This is a genomic window from Pseudarthrobacter adonitolis (genome assembly GCF_055412845.1).
The window spans coordinates 1-16213 of the sequence record NZ_JBVAYW010000029.1 but is presented as its reverse complement, the minus strand read 5'-3'; the positions used below and the strand labels follow the sequence as shown (position 1 = coordinate 16213).

Genomic DNA, 16213 nt, shown 5'->3' with positions numbered 1-16213 from the left:
CTGCAATAGCGTGTGAAACATGAACATTTCATTGAAGTACGCACACGTCACCGTCAACGATCTCGATGAGTCCCTTGCCTTCTACCGTGACGCCCTTGGCTTGGAAGTCCGGAACGACGTCGGCTCGGACGGACAGCGCTGGGTCACCCTTGGCAGTGCCGCCCAGCCCGACCTTGAGATTGTCCTGTCCCCTCCGCACGCGGGCCGCTCCCAGGCCGACGGGGACGCCATCCAGGAGCTGCTCACCAAGGGCGTTATGCCCATGCTCGTGTTCAGCACGGACGATCTCGACGCCGCCTACGAAGCCGCCCGGGCCTCCGGCGCCGAGGTTCTCCAGGAACCCATCGTCCAGCCCTGGGGCCCGCGCGACTGCGCCTTCCGCGACCCCTCCGGCAACATGATCCGCATCAACCAGGGCTGACGGATTCGCTCCCCCAACCGCTCCCTATCCTCGCAAGCTCGGTCAGGGAACCCTGCGGTCGTGGGCCCGGCTCAATCACCGGCCGACGTCGGCACCCAAGCCGGGTGCCGACGTCGTGCGTTCAGTTCGCGCCTGCGCCGACTGCGGCGCCGGAAAGCCGGAGCCAGGTGTCCACCACGGTGTCGGGGTTCAAGGAGACGGAATCAATGCCTTCCTCGACCAGCCACTCGGCGAAGTCCGCGTGGTCGCTGGGACCCTGACCGCAGATGCCAACATACTTGCCGCGCTCCTTGCAGGCCTTGATGGCCATGCTCAGGAGCTTCTTGACGGCAGGATCGCGTTCATCGAAGCCGCCCGAGACAATCGCGGAATCCCGGTCCAGGCCCAGGGCCAGCTGGGTCATGTCATTGGAGCCGATGGAGAATCCGTCGAAGTAATCCAGGAATTCGTCGGCCAACAGCGCGTTGGACGGAATCTCACACATCATGATCACCTCGAGGCCGTTCTCGCCACGGACCAGGCCGTTCTCCGCCAGCAGCTCGATGACGCCGCGGGCCTCATCCAAAGTCCGCACGAACGGGATCATCAGCTTGACGTTGGTCAGCCCCATCTCGTTGCGGACGAAGGACAGGGCCTCGCACTCGAGGTCGAAGCAGTCCCGGAAGGACGGCTCCAGGTACCGGGAGGCGCCGCGGAAGCCGAGCATCGGGTTCTCTTCGTGCGGCTCGTAGGCCGGTCCGCCGATGAGGTTGGCGTACTCGTTGGACTTGAAGTCGGACATACGCACAATCACCGGCTCCGGTGCGAACGCCGCCGCGATGGTGGACACCCCTTCGGCCAGCCGCTTGATGTAGTACTCGCGCGGGCTGTCGTACGCGGCAATCCGTTCCCGGATTTCCGCGGCCACGTCCGCCGGCTGGCTGTCCAGGTTCAGGAGTGCCTTGGGGTGGATGCCGATCTGGCGGTTGATGATGAACTCCAGCCGCGCCAGGCCCACGCCGTGGTTCGGCAGCTGCGCGAAGGTGAACGCCTGCTCCGGGGTACCCACATTCATCATGACCTTGACCGGGGCCTCCGGCAGCTCGGTGATCGCGGTTTCCTCGACACTGAAGTCCAGGAGCCCTTCGTAGATGGTGCCCGTCTCACCGTCGGCGCAGGAGACGGTCACCTCGATTCCGTCGGAGAGCACGGCCGTGGCGTCCCCGGTGCCGACGACGGCGGGAATCCCCAGTTCGCGGGCAATAATGGCCGCGTGGCAGGTGCGTCCGCCGCGGTTGGTGACGATGGCGGAAGCGCGCTTCATGATCGGTTCCCAGTCCGGGTCGGTCATGTCGGCGACGAGGACATCGCCGGTCTTGAAGGCGGCCATCTGGTCGATCGCGGTGAGGATGCGGACGCTGCCGGCACCGATGCGCTGGCCGATGGCGCGGCCTTCGGCCAGTACCCGGCCGGTCGCGTTGAGGCGGAAACGGCTGAGGCTGCCGGCGGCGCGGCGGGACTGCACGGTCTCCGGACGGGCCTGCAGGATGTACAGGCCGCCGTCGATCCCGTCCTTGCCCCATTCGATGTCCATGGGGCGGCCGTAGTGGTTCTCGATGGCGACGGCGTGCCGGGCAAGCTGCTCGACGTCGTCGTCGCTGAGGCTGAAGCGGTTCCGCAACGAGGCCTCCACCGGCACGAAGTCGATGGTGCGGCCAATCTCCTGGCTGTCCGTGTAGGTCATCTGGAGGGCCTTCTCGCCCAGTCCGCGCTTGAGGATGGCGGGGCGGCCGGCCTGCAGCGCGGGTTTGTAAACGTAGAACTCATCGGGGTTCACGGCGCCCTGGACCACGGCCTCGCCCAGCCCGTAGGAGGAGGTGACGAACACGGCGTCCTGGAACCCGGACTCGGTGTCCATGGTGAACATCACGCCGGAGGCGCCGACGTCGGAGCGCACCATCCGCTGGATGCCCGCCGAGAGTGCCACCTCGGCGTGTTCGAATTTGTGGTGCACGCGGTACGCGATGGCGCGGTCGTTGTAGAGGGACGCGAACACATCCTTGATGGCGAGCAGGATGTTCTCGATGCCGCGGACGTTCAGGAAGGTTTCCTGCTGCCCGGCGAAGGAGGCATCCGGGAGGTCTTCCGCCGTTGCGCTGGAACGGACGGCCCAGGAGAGGTCCTGGGAGCCCCCGTGCTTGTCCACCAGCTGCTGGTAGGAGTTCCGGATCTGCGCCTCGAAGTCCGGCAGGAAGGGCGTCTCGCGCATGAGGGTCCGGATTTCCTGGCCTGCCGCGGCGAGGGCCGTCACGTCATCGGTATCCAGGCCCACCAGCCGGTCCGCGATCTTCTGGTCCAGGCAGGAGTCAGCTAGGAAGCTGCGGTAGGCGTCCGCTGTTGTGGCGAAGCCGTCCGGAACCTGCACGCCGGCGGAGGTCAGGTTCTGCACCATCTCCCCAAGGGAGGCGTTCTTGCCGCCTACCCGGTCCAGGTCCTTGAGTCCGAGTTCTGAGAACCACAGGATGTCTGAAGTCATAATTGCTGCTCCTTTGCAGATGATGGCATGCGTTGGCGCCGCCCCGCTCGCGGCTGTGGCCGGTTGCTGGGCGCGAATCCTGTCTACAGTGACAGGTCAAGGGCGCTCTTTCCAACATGACGTGCGCCACACCTGGATTGTGAAAATTTTCCCTAATGTTTGAGGTTCATACGCTGCAGGATGGTGGCGGCCATTTCCTCCACGGACACGGTGGCCGAATTCAAGTATGGGATCCGGTGGGCGACGTATAACTGCTCGGCGCTGCGCAGTTCGAAGCCGCACTGCCGCAGCGACGCGTAGGGTGAGCCGCGGCGCCGTTCGGTGCGGATCTGGCTCAGCCGCAGGGGGTTGGAGGACAGCCCGAAACACTTCTCAACAAAAGGCCGCAGCGGCTTGGGCAGCCCCTCCCGTTGAAAGTCCTCGTCCACCAGCGGGAAGTTCGCGGCGAAGATGCCGTGTTGGAGCGCCAGGTACATGGTGGTGGGCGTTTTTCCGCAGCGAGACGGCGCCACCAGGATGACCTGGGCCTTTTCCAGCGCCCGCAGGCTCTGGCCGTCGTCGTGCTCCATGGCGTACTCGACGGCGGCCATCCGGGACTGATACCGCTCCGCGTTGCCCAGGCCGTGGGCCCTGCCGGGTTCAGCGCTGGCCGGGGAACCGAGGGCCTGCTCCAGCTGTCCCACATGCGTCCCGATAAGATCCACGATGATCCCCTGGCACTTTGCAATGGCCTGTCTGATGTCGCTGCTCACGGCTGTGGAAAAGACGATCGGCTGCGGGCCGGTGGCGCCCAGTTTGTCGATGGTGCCCACCACGGTTCTGGCCTGCTCGACGGTGGTAATGAACGGAACCGTAATGCGGTCAAAGTTATTCGCGGGGAACTGCGTCAACAAGGTGTTGCCGAGCGTTTCCGCGGTGATGCCGGTGCTGTCCGAAAGGAAGTAGACAGGCCGAATCTCGTCATTGGTCATGAACGCATTCTCCACCGGAGAGCCGATACGGAAAAATCACCCGGTAGTACAACGGCAGGCTTTTCCACAAAGGCCGGGTGACCGACGTCGTGCGTTCACTGGACCTGATCTGGATCATGGACGCGAGGACCGGCACGCGGAAGCTGCTGGACCGGACGCTCCGGACCGGCAGATCGTGGTTGTGGAGGGCGATCACGCTGATGGCCAGCTTGTGGGCCCTCTTCTACTCGGCCTAGATTTGGGCATGACCAATTCGCCCAAACACGAACTGCTCCTTGAGCTGCAGGACCTGATTATCGGCACGGGATCGGTGGCTGATTTCCTGGGCGGGTTCTCGATCATGGCCGCGGCCGCACTTAGCCGCTCCGCCGGCGCCACGCTGGAATGCGGGGTCACCCTCAAGCACGCCAGGAAAACCACGACGGTCACGGGGAGCACCGAGCACGCCGTCCACCTGGACCGCATCGAACAGTCCGTGGGCGACGGGCCATGCATTGCGGCGTTGAAGGCGGCGACCCCTGTGCTGCTGGCCGATGTCCGCACTGACCCGCGCTGGCCCGTCTACCAGGAACGCCTGATCGAGGAGGGCATCCACAGTGTCCTCGGCGTCCCCCTTGAACTCGGTGAACACGCCGCCGCAGTCCTGAACTTCTTCGCGCCGGCCACTGGCGTATTCACCGAGGAAACCATCAGTGAGGCGGCCAGCTTCGCCGCCGTCGCAGGCAGTGCCGTCCGCTTGGCTGTCAGGGTGGGAACCGCCGAGAGCGCCGCGGACGACCTCAGCGCGGCGATGATGAGCCGCACAGCCATCAACCTTGCCAGCGGGATCATCATGGCCCAGAACCGCTGCAGCCAGTCCGAGGCCATGACCATCCTGACGAAGGTCTCCAGCCACCGGAACCTGAAGCTCCGTGACGTGGCTGACGAAATCGTCCGGAAGGTCTCGGGCGAGGAAGCCACCACCTACTTCGACGTGTAGGCAGCCCGCCCGACGAGCACCCACGAAACCTGGCCTGGGTACAGCTGTCCCGCCCCGGAAGAAAAGCGAGTACTCACTACTCGTGTGCCACCCGGCAGGGGCTTTTACGATGAGGGCGTACCGACACATGAGGACTGGGGCATGATGATCGATCAACTGGTGGACTGGCGCGTCTCAGGCGTCCTGCTGGATATCCGCGGACACTCGGAAGCGGCATCGGTGTGTGCCCTTGCCCGGATCGCGGCTCCCGCCTTGAGCGATATGGCCGGCTCCCCTGTGGAGAGTACAGTGACCATGGTGCGGCCGGACGGAACGCCCTTCACAGCGGCATCCACCGACGTCGCCGGCGGCCTTTCCCGCCGGGACCAGCTCGCCGGACAAGGCCCCACGTCGCGGGCCCTGGACGGCCGCCTGACCATCATCCTCAACGGTCACTGCCTGAACAAGCGCTGGCACGAATACCCGGCGAGCCTCAGGGCCGCCGGGTTCCGATCAGCCGTCGCCGTGCCATTGCAGCTGGAGAGCGGCTACCGGGGCGCACTGACGGTGTATTCGGCGGAAACGAACGTGTTCGCCCCGGTGGTGGCCACCCAGGTACTGGCCTTCTCCGAAGTTGCGGCCACGAGCCTCGTCCTGGCGCTGCAGGTCAGGGCCGGTCTGGCCCATTCCGCAGATCTCCGCGCAGCCCTGGCCAGCCGCACCGCGATCAACACCGCCTGCGGCGTGATCATGGGCCAGAACCAGTGCTCCTACGAGGCAGCGTTCCAGGTTCTTACGCTCGCATCGAGTCAGCGGAACCTGACCATCCGCGACGTCGCCGAAGGGATGCTGCGCACCTTACCCGGCGGCGTTCCGGCCACACACTTCCAGCAGCGCGCCTAAGCCGGATCCCGCCGTCGAGAATTAGTTTGCCTCCGGACGCTTGGGCCCCACCCCACTCCCCCGAATGTAGGTAGCGCTAACTGTCGTTCTGAGAGCTCGAAACGACAGTTAGGGCGACCCAGTTGGGTGGGGACGCGCAGGACGGTCAGCGCAGAACGACTGTGCGCCCGCCGTCGAGCATTACCCGGCCTTCGCAGTGCCACCGCACCGCGTTGCTCAGCGCCTTGCACTCGGCGTCGCGGCCCACCCGTACAAGGTCCTCGGCCGTGTACGTGTGGTCCACGTCGATCACCTGCTGGGCGATGATCGGTCCCTCATCCAGCTCGGCGTTGACGTAGTGCGCCGTGGCGCCCACGGTCTTGACGCCGCGGTCATAGGCCTGGTGGTACGGCTTGGCCCCCTTGAAGCTGGGCAGGAACGAGTGGTGGATGTTGATGGTCCGGCCTGTCAGCTGGGCCGACAGCTCATCGCTGAGGACCTGCATGTAGCGGGCCAGGACCACCAGCTCCACATCGAATTCATCCACGAGTTCCAGCAGGCGCGCTTCCTGCGCCGGCTTGCTCCCCCGAGTGACCGGGAGGTGGAAGAACGGGATGTCGTGCCACTTGACCAGCTCTTCGTGGTCCGAGTGGTTCGAGACCACGGCCACGATTTCCACCGGCAGGTCGCCTGTGCGGGCCCGGAACAGCAGGTCGTTGAGACAGTGCCCGAACTTGGACACCATCACCAGGACCCGGCGTTTGCGGCCATGCGGCTCCAGCTGCCAGTTCATGGCCCACTCAGCGGCCAAGGGCTCGAAGTCCCGGCGCAGGTCCTCCGTGCTGAAGGCCGTCTTCCCGGCTGCAAAATGCACCCGCATAAAGAACTGCTGGGCCTGGCGGTCACCGAAGTGCTTAGTGTCGATGATGTCGCAGTCGTGATCCAGCAGGTACCCGGTGATGGCGTGGACGATCCCCGGGGACTCCGCGCAGTTGACCGTCAGAACATGTTCGGTTGCCACTTAGCTCTCCCGCGAAGCCTTCGCATCGGCCAGCGCCTTCTCGTCGGCCACTACCTTCTCGCCGGCGAGGTCCTTCTGGAACTCCGCGTAGCGGGCCAGGTGGGCCGGGCGCTTGCGCAGGATGACCCAGGCGATGCCGAGGATGACGAACCAGATCGGGGTGACCAGCAGTGCCACGAGGGTGTCCGGCTGCGTGGTCAGTGCCCACAGGACGAAGGCGAAGAACGCGAAGACCACCCCGACCATGGGGATGCCGCCGGGCATCTTGTACTTGGACGAATCGTGCAGGTGCGGGCGGCGTGACCGGAACTTCAGGTAGCTGGCCAGGATGATGGACCAGACAAACACGAAGCAGACGGCGGACACGGTGGTGACCATGTCGAAGGCCTTGCCGATGTCCGAGCCCGCATACATCAGGATGACGCCGGAGAGCAGCAGGATGCAGGAGAGGAACAGGGCGTTCTGCGGGACCTTGCGGGCGGACAGGCGGCTGAACACGGTGGGGGCGTCACCCTCCTGGGCCAGGCCGTAGACCATGCGGGACGTGGAGTAGATGCCGGAGTTGGCCGAGGACATGGCCGAGCTGAGCACCACCAGGTTCACCACGGTGGCCGCGGCGCCGAGGCCGGCGAGAGAGAACATGGCGATGAACGGGCTGTGGCCGGCCTGGAACTGGGTCCAGGGGGTGACCGACATAAGAATGATGAGGGCGCCTACGTAGAAGAGCAGCACGCGGATGGGAATGGAGTTGATGGCCTTGGGCAGGTTCTTCTCCGGGTCCCTGGCCTCGGCGGCGGTGGTTCCTACGAGTTCAATACCCACAAACGCGAACACGGCGATCTGGAAGCCGGCGACAAAACCCATGAATTCGTTCGGGAACATCCCGCCGTGGCTCCACAGGTTCGTGAAGGTGGCCGGGCCGGCGTCGGACTGGAAACCGCTGAAGATCATAAACAGACCCACAATGATGAGCGCGGCGATGGCGATGATCTTGATCAGTGCGAACCAGAACTCCGTCTCACCGAACGCCCGCACGGTGGCGAGGTTCAGGAGCAGGAGAATGCCTACGGTGACCAGGCCCGGGATCCACAGGGGCAGCGATGGCCAGAGTTCCTTGGAGTAACCGGCGATGGCAATGACGTCCGCGATGCCGGTGATCACCCAGCAGAACCAGTAGGTCCAGCCGGTGAAGAACCCGGCCCAGGGGCCCAGCAGGTCGGCCGCGAAGTCGCTGAAGGACTTGTAGTTCAGGTTGGACAGCAGCAGTTCGCCCATGGCCCGCATCACGAAAAACAGCATGAAGCCGATGATCATGTAGACGAAAATGACGGACGGGCCGGCGGCCGAGATGGTCTTGCCTGAGCCCATGAACAGGCCCGTGCCGATGGCGCCGCCAATGGCGATCAGCTGGATGTGCCTGTTGCTGAGCTGCCGCTCAAGGTGGGGAGTTTGGGGGGAAACGGTGGTCCTACTGCCCACGTGCTGCTCCTCGAATCAATGCTGGCTGGAGTGCCGTTGGGGAAGATGCGGGGCCCACTTCGTTGGGGACCGCATCGAGGTTGTTGAAGCTGTAAAGATGGATCCCTGCGATGCCGGGCTGGCTTTCGAGCCCGGCCACCAGGGTGTGGGGTGAGTAGCGGTCACCGCTGAGCAGCTTGCGCGCCAGCGGGCCTTTGCGGCTAAGGAACTTCAGGGAACTTCCGACGCCGATCTGCGTGGCAAGTGCCAGCAGCTTGGTCCGCGGGACGGACCCCGCCACGCCCGCCCAGACGGGCAGGTCCACGCCTTCGCGGCGCAGGAGCGCCGCGTAGTCGAGGATTCTGGGGGCGTCGAAGCACATCTGGGTGACGACGTGCGTGGCCAGGTGCTGCTTGTCCTGCAGGGCATCCAGCAGGTCCAGGGCGGCCACGGTTGGGTGGCCTTCCGGGTAGCCTGCCACGCCGGCGCGCATCCGGCCGCCGGTGTACTGGGCGATGTCCTCAAGCAGCGGGAGGGCCGACTCGTACGGTCCGGCGGGCTGCTTCCGGTCGCCGCCGATCACAAACACCTCGCCGATGCCGGCACCATCGCACTCACGCATGATCCGGGTCAGTTCGGCCCGGTCATGGATGCTGCGCGCCGCCAGGTGCGGGATGACGGTATAGCCGAGGGCGCTCAGCTCCACCGAGGTGCGCATGGTCCGCTCGATGCCGTGGTGCGGCAGGCACGTCATGGTGAGCGTGGTGGTCAGCGGAACCAGTGCCTGGACCTGGTCAACGATCCCGGTTGAGGGGATGATTTCGATTCTTGTAGGGAACATCTTCGGTCCTATCTGGATACCAGTTCTGAATACCGGAGAGCTCAGCTGGCGTGGGCGGCGAGCAGTGAGCTGGCTTCCTGGCGGGTGCTGCCGGAGGACTCGATGTGGGCGAGCTGGGCGGGGATTTCCCAGCCCTTCTTGCGCATCGCGGTGGCCCAGAGCCGGCCGGCACGGTAGGAGGAGCGGACCAGAGGGCCGGACATCACGCCGAGGAACCCGATCTCGTTGGCCTCGTCCTGGAGGTCCACGAACTCCTGCGGCTTGACCCACCGGTCCACCGGCAGGTGCCGTTCGGAGGGGCGGAGGTACTGGGTGATGGTGATCAGGTCGCAGCCTGCCTCGTGCAGGTCCCGCAGGGCCTCGGAGATCTCCTCGCGGGTCTCGCCCATGCCCAGGATCAGGTTGGACTTGGTCACCATGCCCAGCTTCCGGCCCTGGGTGATGACATCCAGGGACCGGTCGTACCGGAACGCGGGACGGATCCGCTTGAAAATCCTGGGCACGGTCTCGACGTTGTGCGCGAAGACCTCCGGCTTGGAATCGCAGATCGCCTTGATGTGTTCGGGCTTGCCGGAGAAGTCAGGGATCAGCAGCTCCACGCCGGTGCCCGGGTTCAGCTCGTGGATCTTCCGGACCGTCTCGGCGTACAGCCACACACCCTCATCGGCCAGGTCATCACGGGCCACCCCGGTCACGGTGGCGTAGCGCAGCTGCATGGCCAGGACCGAGCGGGCCACCTTGGTCGGCTCGAACATGTCCACCGGGGACGGCTTGCCCGTGTCGATCTGGCAGAAATCACAGCGCCGGGTGCATTCGGACCCGCCGATCAGGAACGTGGCTTCCTTGTCTTCCCAGCACTCAAAAATGTTCGGGCAGCCGGCCTCCTCACACACCGTGTGCAGGCCTTCCTTCTTAACCAGGTTCTTGAGCTGGACATACTCAGGACCCATCTGGACCTTGGCCTTGATCCACTCCGGCTTCCGCTCCACGGGTACAGCCGAGTTGCGCTGCTCAACGCGCAGCAGCTTCCGGCCTTCTGGTGCCAGTGTCACAGGAGTGCTCCCTCAGGGCTTGAAACGAGTGCTTCTTCGTGCTTGCGAAATTCTTCCACGAAGCGGTCCGCGATATCGATCGGGGCGATGTTCCTGCCGGTTTCGATGGACATTGTGGTGACGCTGGCGTCGGTGATGCCACAGGCGATGATCTGGGCATAAGGTGCCAGATCATTGTTGCAGTTAATCGCGACTCCGTGCATTGTGACCCCGGCCAGGACGCGGATGCCGATTGCTGCAATCTTCCGGTCCGGGCCTTTGCTGTCAGCTGCGATCCATACGCCGGCGCGTCCCTTGATGCGCTGAGCGTTGATGCCATAGTCAGCCATGACGGTGATCATGACCGCTTCGAGCCGCTCAACGTAGTCGCGGATGCCTGACCGGTTCTTCAGCTTGAGAATCGGATACGCGATCAGCTGGCCGGGGCCATGCCAAGTCAGCTTTCCGCCACGGTCCACCGCCACGACGGGCGTGCCGTCCAACGGGCGCTCGTGCTCTTCTGTGAGCTTGCCGGCTGTATAGACGGCGGCATGTTCAAGGATAAGGACAGTGCTGGGCGCCTCGGCTGCGACGACCTTGCCGTGGATCCCGCGCTGCAGATCCCAGCCGCGCGTGTAGTCAACGAAATCCGGGGCGAGACCCACCTGTGAAAACTCAAGAGTCATGCCGTCCAGCTTAGACCTCGATCCGCGAGGGGTCTGGTTATAGTGTCGGACCTCTCATGCCAGCGGCGGATCCAGTGGATGCCCATGGCCTGTGGATAACTTCTGCAGGCATTCCCGGATTCCGCTAGACATGAGTCATGGATGATTTCACTGCCCCGGTGGTTCCCGGCTTCCTGGTGGGCCGCGTTTTGGGCCGCGGCGGAAGTTCAACAGTGTGGCTGGTTAGTGAAGAAAGGTCCGGCCGCGAGTTCGCCCTGAAATGCCTTGGTGAAGGGCGCAGCGGGGCCGACGCCGAGGAGGCCATCCGCCGTGAAATCCGCATTCTTTCTGTCCTCGACCACCAGCACCTGATCAAGGCCCACGACGCCCTACGTCTTCACCGGCCAGCCGGATNATACTCAGGACCCATCTGGACCTTGGCCTTGATCCACTCCGGCTTCCGCTCCACGGGTACAGCCGAGTTGCGCTGCTCAACGCGCAGCAGCTTCCGGCCTTCTGGTGCCAGTGTCATAAGTTCTCTTCCCTTAGCATTCCACGACGTTGACGGCGAGGCCGCCCATGGCTGTTTCCTTGTACTTGGAGCTCATGTCCCTGCCGGTCTCGCGCATGGTCACGATCACCTCATCCAGGGATACCCGGTGCGTGCCGTCCCCCCACAGCGCCATCTTCGCGGCGTTGATGGCCTTCGCCGCCGCGATAGCGTTCCGTTCGATGCACGGCACCTGCACCAGCCCGCCGATCGGATCGCACGTCAGGCCCAGGTTGTGTTCCATCGCGATCTCCGCGGCGTTTTCCACCTGCTGGGGTGTGCCGCCCAGCACCTCGGCGAGGGCACCGGCCGCCATGGACGACGCCGATCCCACCTCGCCCTGGCAGCCCACCTCGGCACCCGAAATGGACGCCTGTTCCTTGTACAGCACCCCGATGGCACCGGCCGTGAGCAGGAACTTGACCACAACGTCGTCGCGGTCTTCCTGCGTGGCCTTGTCCATCCCGGGTGCGAAATGCAATGCGTAATACAGGACTGCCGGGATGATCCCCGCAGCACCGTTGGTGGGTGCCGTGACAACCCGGCCGCCGGACGCGTTCTCCTCATTCACCGCCAGGGCGATGAGGTTCACCCATTCCTGCCAGTATTTCGGGTCCCGGTCCTTGTCCTCCTTCTCCAGCCGCTCATGCCAGTCCGGAGCACGACGGCGGACCTTCAGTCCGCCCGGCAGCAGCCCCTCACGCTTGAGGCTGGTTGCCACGCACTCCTCCATGACGGAGTAGATGTGCAGCAGGCCTTCGCGGATTTCTTCCTCAGACCTGGAGGCACGTTCGTTGACGAACATGATGTCGCCGATGGACAGGCCCTTGGACTGGCACCGGCCCAGCAGCTCGGCCGCGGTGCGGAACGGCAGCGGCAGTTCCTTCTTGGACTCGTCGAGTTCCTGCAGGGCCGCGTCCTCTTCGCCCTCGCGGACAATGAAGCCACCGCCGACGGAGAAGAACGTGGCCTTGTGCAGGACTTCGCCTGCCTCGTCGGTCACTGTGAAGGTCATGCCGTTGGTGTGCCGCGGCAGGACAGTCAGCGGGCGCAGGACCATATCCTTGACGCCATAGGGCAGGGGTACGGAACCGGCGACCTGGAGGGTGCCGGTCCCGGCGATGGCGGCAAGCCGCTCCTCCACCTCGGCCGGCAGGATCTTTTCGGGGTGGTACCCCTCCAGGCCCAGCAGGATGGCCGTCATGGTGCCGTGGCCGTGGCCGGTTGCCGCCAGCGACCCGTACAGGTCCACCCGCAGCCCGGCCACCTTGTCCAGGCTGCCGGAGCCCTTGAGCTCCTCGGCGAACACTGCGGCAGCGCGCATCGGACCAACGGTGTGCGAACTCGACGGCCCGATCCCGACGGAGAACAAATCAAAGACTCCAACGGCCATGTGCATTTCCTAACTAACTAATTTTTCGGTGATGCGAGCCGGCTGGATCGCTACCCCGGCGGATGCGGCCCCCTCGGGTCCGGACTCCGGCAGCATGCGTCTAAGGGAGCGTCACGTCCGCTCAGCGGGCGTCTTCGCGACCGAGCATGCAGAGGAATCCGAACCCGACGGGCCCCAACCAATGGAAGGGGCTAGAGCCCCGGGTACAGCGGGTGGGCGGCGGCGAGTGCCTCTACCCGGTGACGCAGCCCGGAAAGGTCCGCGTCGGCGTCGGCAATCAATGCCTCGGCGATGATGTCCGCAACTTCACGGAAGGCTGCCTCACCGAAACCGCGGGTGGCCAGCGCGGGGGTGCCGATGCGGAGGCCGGACGTGACCATCGGCGGGCGCGGGTCGAACGGCACGGCGTTGCGGTTGACGGTGATGTCAATCGCGGCCAGGCGGTCCTCGGCCTGCTGGCCATCCAGCTCGCAGTTGCGCAGGTCAACCAGGACCAGGTGCACGTCGGTGCCGCCGGAGATCACGTTGATGCCCTTGGCGGTGACGTCCGGCTGGACCAGTCGGTCGGCCAGGATGCTGGCGCCGGCCAGGACGCGCTCCTGGCGTTCCTTGAACTCCGGCGTTGCTGCGATCTTGAAGGCCACAGCCTTGCCGGCGATGACGTGCTCCAGCGGGCCGCCCTGCTGGCCCGGGAACACGGCCGAGTTGATCTTCTTGGCGATCGCGGCATCGTTGGAGAGAATGATGCCGCCGCGCGGACCAGCGAGGGTCTTGTGCGTGGTGGACGTGGTGACGTGGGCGTGCGGCACCGGGCTCGGGTGCAGGCCAGCTGCCACCAGACCCGCGAAGTGCGCCATGTCCACCATCAGGTAGGCACCCACCAGATCAGCGATCCGGCGGAACTCGGCGAAGTCCAGCTGGCGGGCGTAGGCCGACCAGCCCGCAACGATCAGCTGCGGCTTGTGCTCCAGCGCCAGGCGCTCCACCTCGGCCATGTCAATGGTGTGGGTGTCTTCGCGGACCTGGTACGGGACCACGTTGTACAGCTTGCCGGAGAAGTTGATCTTCATGCCGTGGGTCAGGTGACCGCCGTGGGCCAGGTTCAGGCCCATGATGGTATCGCCCGGCTTGATCAGCGCGTGCATCACCGAGGCGTTCGCCTGAGCGCCGGAGTGCGGCTGCACGTTGGCGAACTCGGCACCGAACAGGGCCTTGACGCGGTCGATGGCCAGCTGCTCGATGACGTCCACGTGCTCGCAGCCACCGTAGTAGCGCTTGCCCGGGTAGCCCTCGGCGTACTTGTTGGTCAGGACCGAGCCCTGCGCCTGCATTACGGCAACGGCCGTGTGGTTCTCGGAGGCGATCATTTCCAGGCCATTGCGCTGGCGGCCCAGTTCGTCGTCGATCTTGACGGCGATCTCCGGGTCAAGCACCGAGAGGTCGGTGTCCAGGCTCGCGGAGACTACCTGCTCGAAAACTGCGGTGCCTGCTGCAGCGGCGCTCACAGCTCGCCACCGTTTACTTCGGCGTATTCCTGTGCGGACAGCAGCGGGCCCTCGGACTCAACGGTGACCTTGAACAGCCAGCCGGCACCGTACGGATCGGAGTTGACCAGCGCAGGATCGCTCACGGCGCCGTCATTGATTTCCGTAACCTCGCCCGTCACCGGGGAGTACAGGTCAGAAACGGACTTGGTGGACTCGATCTCGCCACAGGTCTCCCCCGCGGTCACAGTGGAGCCAACCTCGGGCAGGTCAATGTAAACGATGTCGCCCAGCGCCTCAGCGGCGACAGCGGACACGCCAACAACGGACGGACCTGAGCCATCAGTGGAGATCCACTCGTGCTCGGCGGAGTACTTCAGTTCAGCGGCAACCTTAGCCATGTGTGTTCCTTACGTTTGGAGTGCAACAAGTGAGAGAGCGTTGGCCCAAACACTGCATAAAGTGGGAGAGCGTTGGGCTATTTCTGGCGCTTGTAGAACGGCAGGGCGACAACCTCGAAAGGTTCTGCCTTGCCGCGCAGGTCGATGTCCAAGGCGATGCCAATCTCGGCGTGCTCGACGTCGACATAAGCCATCGCAACCGGGTAGCCGAGGGTGGGGCTGGGCTGGCCGGAGGTGACTTCGCCAACAACTGCGCCGTCCTTGAGCACCGGGTAGTGCCCGCGGCCGGCGCGGCGGCCGAGACCCTTCAAGCCCACAAGCTTACGCTTTGATCCGGCTTCCTTGGCGGCTTCCAGGGCGGAGCGGCCCACGAAGTCGCCTTCCTTGCTCTTGAGTGCCACAACGCCGCCCAGGCCGGCGTCGAACGGTGACCGTTCGAGGGAAAGCTCGTTGCCGTACAGCGGCATCCCGGCTTCGAGGCGGAGCGAATCGCGGGAGGCGAGGCCGCACGGAACGATGCCGAACTCAGCCCCCGCTTCGGCGACGGACGCCCACAGGGAGGCGGCGCCGTCGTTCGCTACAAAGAGCTCGAAGCCGTCCTCGCCGGTGTACCCGGTGCGCGCCAGGATGACGTTGTGGCCGGCCACGGTGAGCTCGTTGAACGCGTAGTACTTCAGGTCCGTGACCAGCGCGTGCTGGGCCTCAGCGGTCAGCTTGAGCAGGATGGCCTCGGCCTTGGGACCCTGGACCGCGATCAGCGAGGTGATTGCGGAGGCGTCCTCCACCTGCACGTTGAACGCCACGGCGCGTTCGGCCAGGGCGACGGCGACGGTGGGGGCGTTGCCCGCGTTCGGGACCACGAGGTACTTCTCGTCGCCAAAGCGGTACACGATGAGGTCATCGATGATGCCGCCGTCGGCGTTGCAGATGAGCGAGTACTTGGCCTTCCCGTCCGCGATGGCGGAGAGCTTGCCTACCAGCGCGTAGTCCAGGAACTCGCCGGCTTCCAGGCCGGAGACCCAGACCTCGCCCATGTGGGAGAGGTCGAACAGGCCGGCGGCTGTGCGCACCGCGTGGTGCTCGGCCAGCTCGGAGCTGTACTTCAGGGGCATCTGCCAGCCACCGAAATCGGTGAAGGAAGCGCCGAGTTTCTTGTGCTCTTCGTAGAGAGCGGTGTAGTTCTCAGTCATTGTGAAAGCCTTTCACACGAAACTAGTTCGCGAATTCTTCGATGGGTGGGCAGGAGCAGATCAGGTTGCGGTCCCCGGCTGCGCCGTCGATGCGGCCTACGGGCGGGAAGTACTTGTCCTGCTTGAGCGAGGCGATCGGGAAGGCGGCCTGCTCCCGCGGGTACTGGCGGGTCCAGTCGGAGGAGACGACGGCGGACGCGGTGTGGGGTGCGTGGCGCAGCGGGCTGTTCTCCACGGTGAAGTCGCCGTTGGCCACCTGGTCGATTTCCTGGCGGATGGTGATCATCGCGTCGATGAACCGGTCGATCTCCACGAGGTCCTCGGACTCCGTCGGTTCCACCATCAGCGTGCCCGCAACCGGGAAGGCGAGGGTGGGGGCGTGGAAGCCGTAGTCGATAAGGCGCTTGGCCACATCCTCCGCGGTGACGCCGG

The 16213-nt window shown here is 64.9% G+C and carries 15 protein-coding genes and 3 pseudogenes; 5 read left to right on the top strand and 13 right to left on the bottom strand.

Annotated features, from left to right (window positions below; translation table 11 throughout):
- The first annotated feature begins 19 nt into the window (after positions 1 to 19).
- Entirely contained in the window at positions 20 to 421 is a 402-nt protein-coding gene (locus tag ACZYZ4_RS18120) for a VOC family protein (protein WP_463863134.1), read from the top strand.
- 121 nt (positions 422 to 542) lie between these two features.
- On the opposite strand, the gene ppsA is transcribed toward ACZYZ4_RS18120, so the two are convergent.
- Both ppsA and ACZYZ4_RS18110 read right to left on the bottom strand, forming a co-directional pair.
- Positions 543 to 2936 carry a phosphoenolpyruvate synthase gene (ppsA, locus tag ACZYZ4_RS18115; RefSeq protein WP_463863133.1) on the bottom strand — a complete coding sequence of 798 codons (2394 nt, stop codon included), beginning with the start codon at positions 2934 to 2936 and terminating at the stop codon, positions 543 to 545.
- Positions 2937 to 3088: 152 nt separating this feature from the next.
- Positions 3089 to 3907, bottom strand: coding sequence for a pyruvate, water dikinase regulatory protein (locus tag ACZYZ4_RS18110; RefSeq protein WP_463863132.1), 819 nt, complete (start codon positions 3905 to 3907; stop codon positions 3089 to 3091).
- 77 nt (positions 3908 to 3984) lie between these two features.
- On the opposite strand from ACZYZ4_RS18110, the gene ACZYZ4_RS18105 reads away from it, so the two are divergent.
- From ACZYZ4_RS18105 to ACZYZ4_RS18095, 3 genes are all read left to right on the top strand, one after another.
- On the top strand, positions 3985 to 4143 hold the full coding sequence (locus tag ACZYZ4_RS18105) for a hypothetical protein (protein WP_463863130.1): 159 nt from the start codon (positions 3985 to 3987) through the stop codon (positions 4141 to 4143).
- 8 nt (positions 4144 to 4151) lie between these two features.
- Entirely contained in the window at positions 4152 to 4886 is a 735-nt protein-coding gene (locus ACZYZ4_RS18100) for an ANTAR domain-containing protein (protein ID WP_463863128.1), read from the top strand.
- Positions 4887 to 5027: 141 nt separating this feature from the next.
- On the top strand, positions 5028 to 5768 hold the full coding sequence (locus tag ACZYZ4_RS18095; protein ID WP_463863126.1) for a GAF and ANTAR domain-containing protein: 741 nt from the start codon (positions 5028 to 5030) through the stop codon (positions 5766 to 5768).
- Between the two features lie 145 nt (positions 5769 to 5913).
- Here ACZYZ4_RS18095 and purU read toward each other — a convergent pair whose 3' ends face one another.
- The 5 genes from purU to lipB are packed head-to-tail and all read right to left on the bottom strand — an operon-like array spanning position 5914 to position 10784.
- Complete coding sequence (purU, locus tag ACZYZ4_RS18090; RefSeq protein WP_463863124.1) at positions 5914 to 6768, bottom strand: formyltetrahydrofolate deformylase; 855 nt, start codon at positions 6766 to 6768, stop codon at positions 5914 to 5916.
- Positions 6769 to 8247, bottom strand: coding sequence for an amino acid permease (locus ACZYZ4_RS18085; RefSeq protein WP_463863122.1), 1479 nt, complete (start codon positions 8245 to 8247; stop codon positions 6769 to 6771).
- A complete protein-coding gene (locus ACZYZ4_RS18080; RefSeq protein WP_463863120.1) occupies positions 8237 to 9067 on the bottom strand; it encodes a methylenetetrahydrofolate reductase in 831 nt (276 codons plus the stop codon). Before ACZYZ4_RS18080 ends, ACZYZ4_RS18085 begins: the two co-directional genes overlap by 11 nt.
- A gap of 41 nt (positions 9068 to 9108) precedes the next feature.
- A complete protein-coding gene (gene lipA, locus ACZYZ4_RS18075) occupies positions 9109 to 10119 on the bottom strand; it encodes a lipoyl synthase (RefSeq protein WP_463863118.1) in 1011 nt (336 codons plus the stop codon).
- Entirely contained in the window at positions 10116 to 10784 is a 669-nt protein-coding gene (gene lipB, locus ACZYZ4_RS18070) for a lipoyl(octanoyl) transferase LipB (RefSeq protein WP_463863116.1), read from the bottom strand. The genes lipA and lipB overlap by 4 nt, the downstream gene beginning before the upstream one ends.
- 137 nt (positions 10785 to 10921) lie before the next feature.
- Here lipB and ACZYZ4_RS18065 point away from each other — a divergent pair.
- Positions 10922 to 11098 (top strand): annotated as a pseudogene (locus ACZYZ4_RS18065) (serine/threonine-protein kinase); the annotation flags it as partial.
- An 80-nt stretch (positions 11099 to 11178) separates the two neighbouring features.
- Here ACZYZ4_RS18065 and ACZYZ4_RS18060 read toward each other — a convergent pair.
- The 6 genes and pseudogenes from ACZYZ4_RS18060 to ACZYZ4_RS18035 form a co-directional block, all read right to left on the bottom strand.
- Positions 11179 to 11295 (bottom strand): annotated as a pseudogene (locus ACZYZ4_RS18060) (lipoyl synthase); the annotation flags it as partial.
- 13 nt (positions 11296 to 11308) lie between these two features.
- Positions 11309 to 12706: an L-serine ammonia-lyase gene (locus ACZYZ4_RS18055; protein WP_463863114.1), complete on the bottom strand. Its 1398-nt coding sequence runs from the start codon at positions 12704 to 12706 to the stop codon at positions 11309 to 11311.
- 191 nt (positions 12707 to 12897) lie between these two features.
- Positions 12898 to 14211 carry a serine hydroxymethyltransferase gene (gene glyA / locus ACZYZ4_RS18050; protein ID WP_463863112.1) on the bottom strand — a complete coding sequence of 438 codons (1314 nt, stop codon included), beginning with the start codon at positions 14209 to 14211 and terminating at the stop codon, positions 12898 to 12900.
- On the bottom strand, positions 14208 to 14591 hold the full coding sequence (gene gcvH / locus ACZYZ4_RS18045) for a glycine cleavage system protein GcvH (protein WP_463863110.1): 384 nt from the start codon (positions 14589 to 14591) through the stop codon (positions 14208 to 14210). The genes glyA and gcvH overlap by 4 nt, the downstream gene beginning before the upstream one ends.
- A 77-nt stretch (positions 14592 to 14668) precedes the next feature.
- Positions 14669 to 15781, bottom strand: coding sequence for a glycine cleavage system aminomethyltransferase GcvT (gcvT, locus tag ACZYZ4_RS18040; protein WP_463863108.1), 1113 nt, complete (start codon positions 15779 to 15781; stop codon positions 14669 to 14671).
- 22 nt (positions 15782 to 15803) lie between these two features.
- Positions 15804 to 16213 (bottom strand): annotated as a pseudogene (locus tag ACZYZ4_RS18035) (glycine dehydrogenase (aminomethyl-transferring)); the annotation flags it as partial.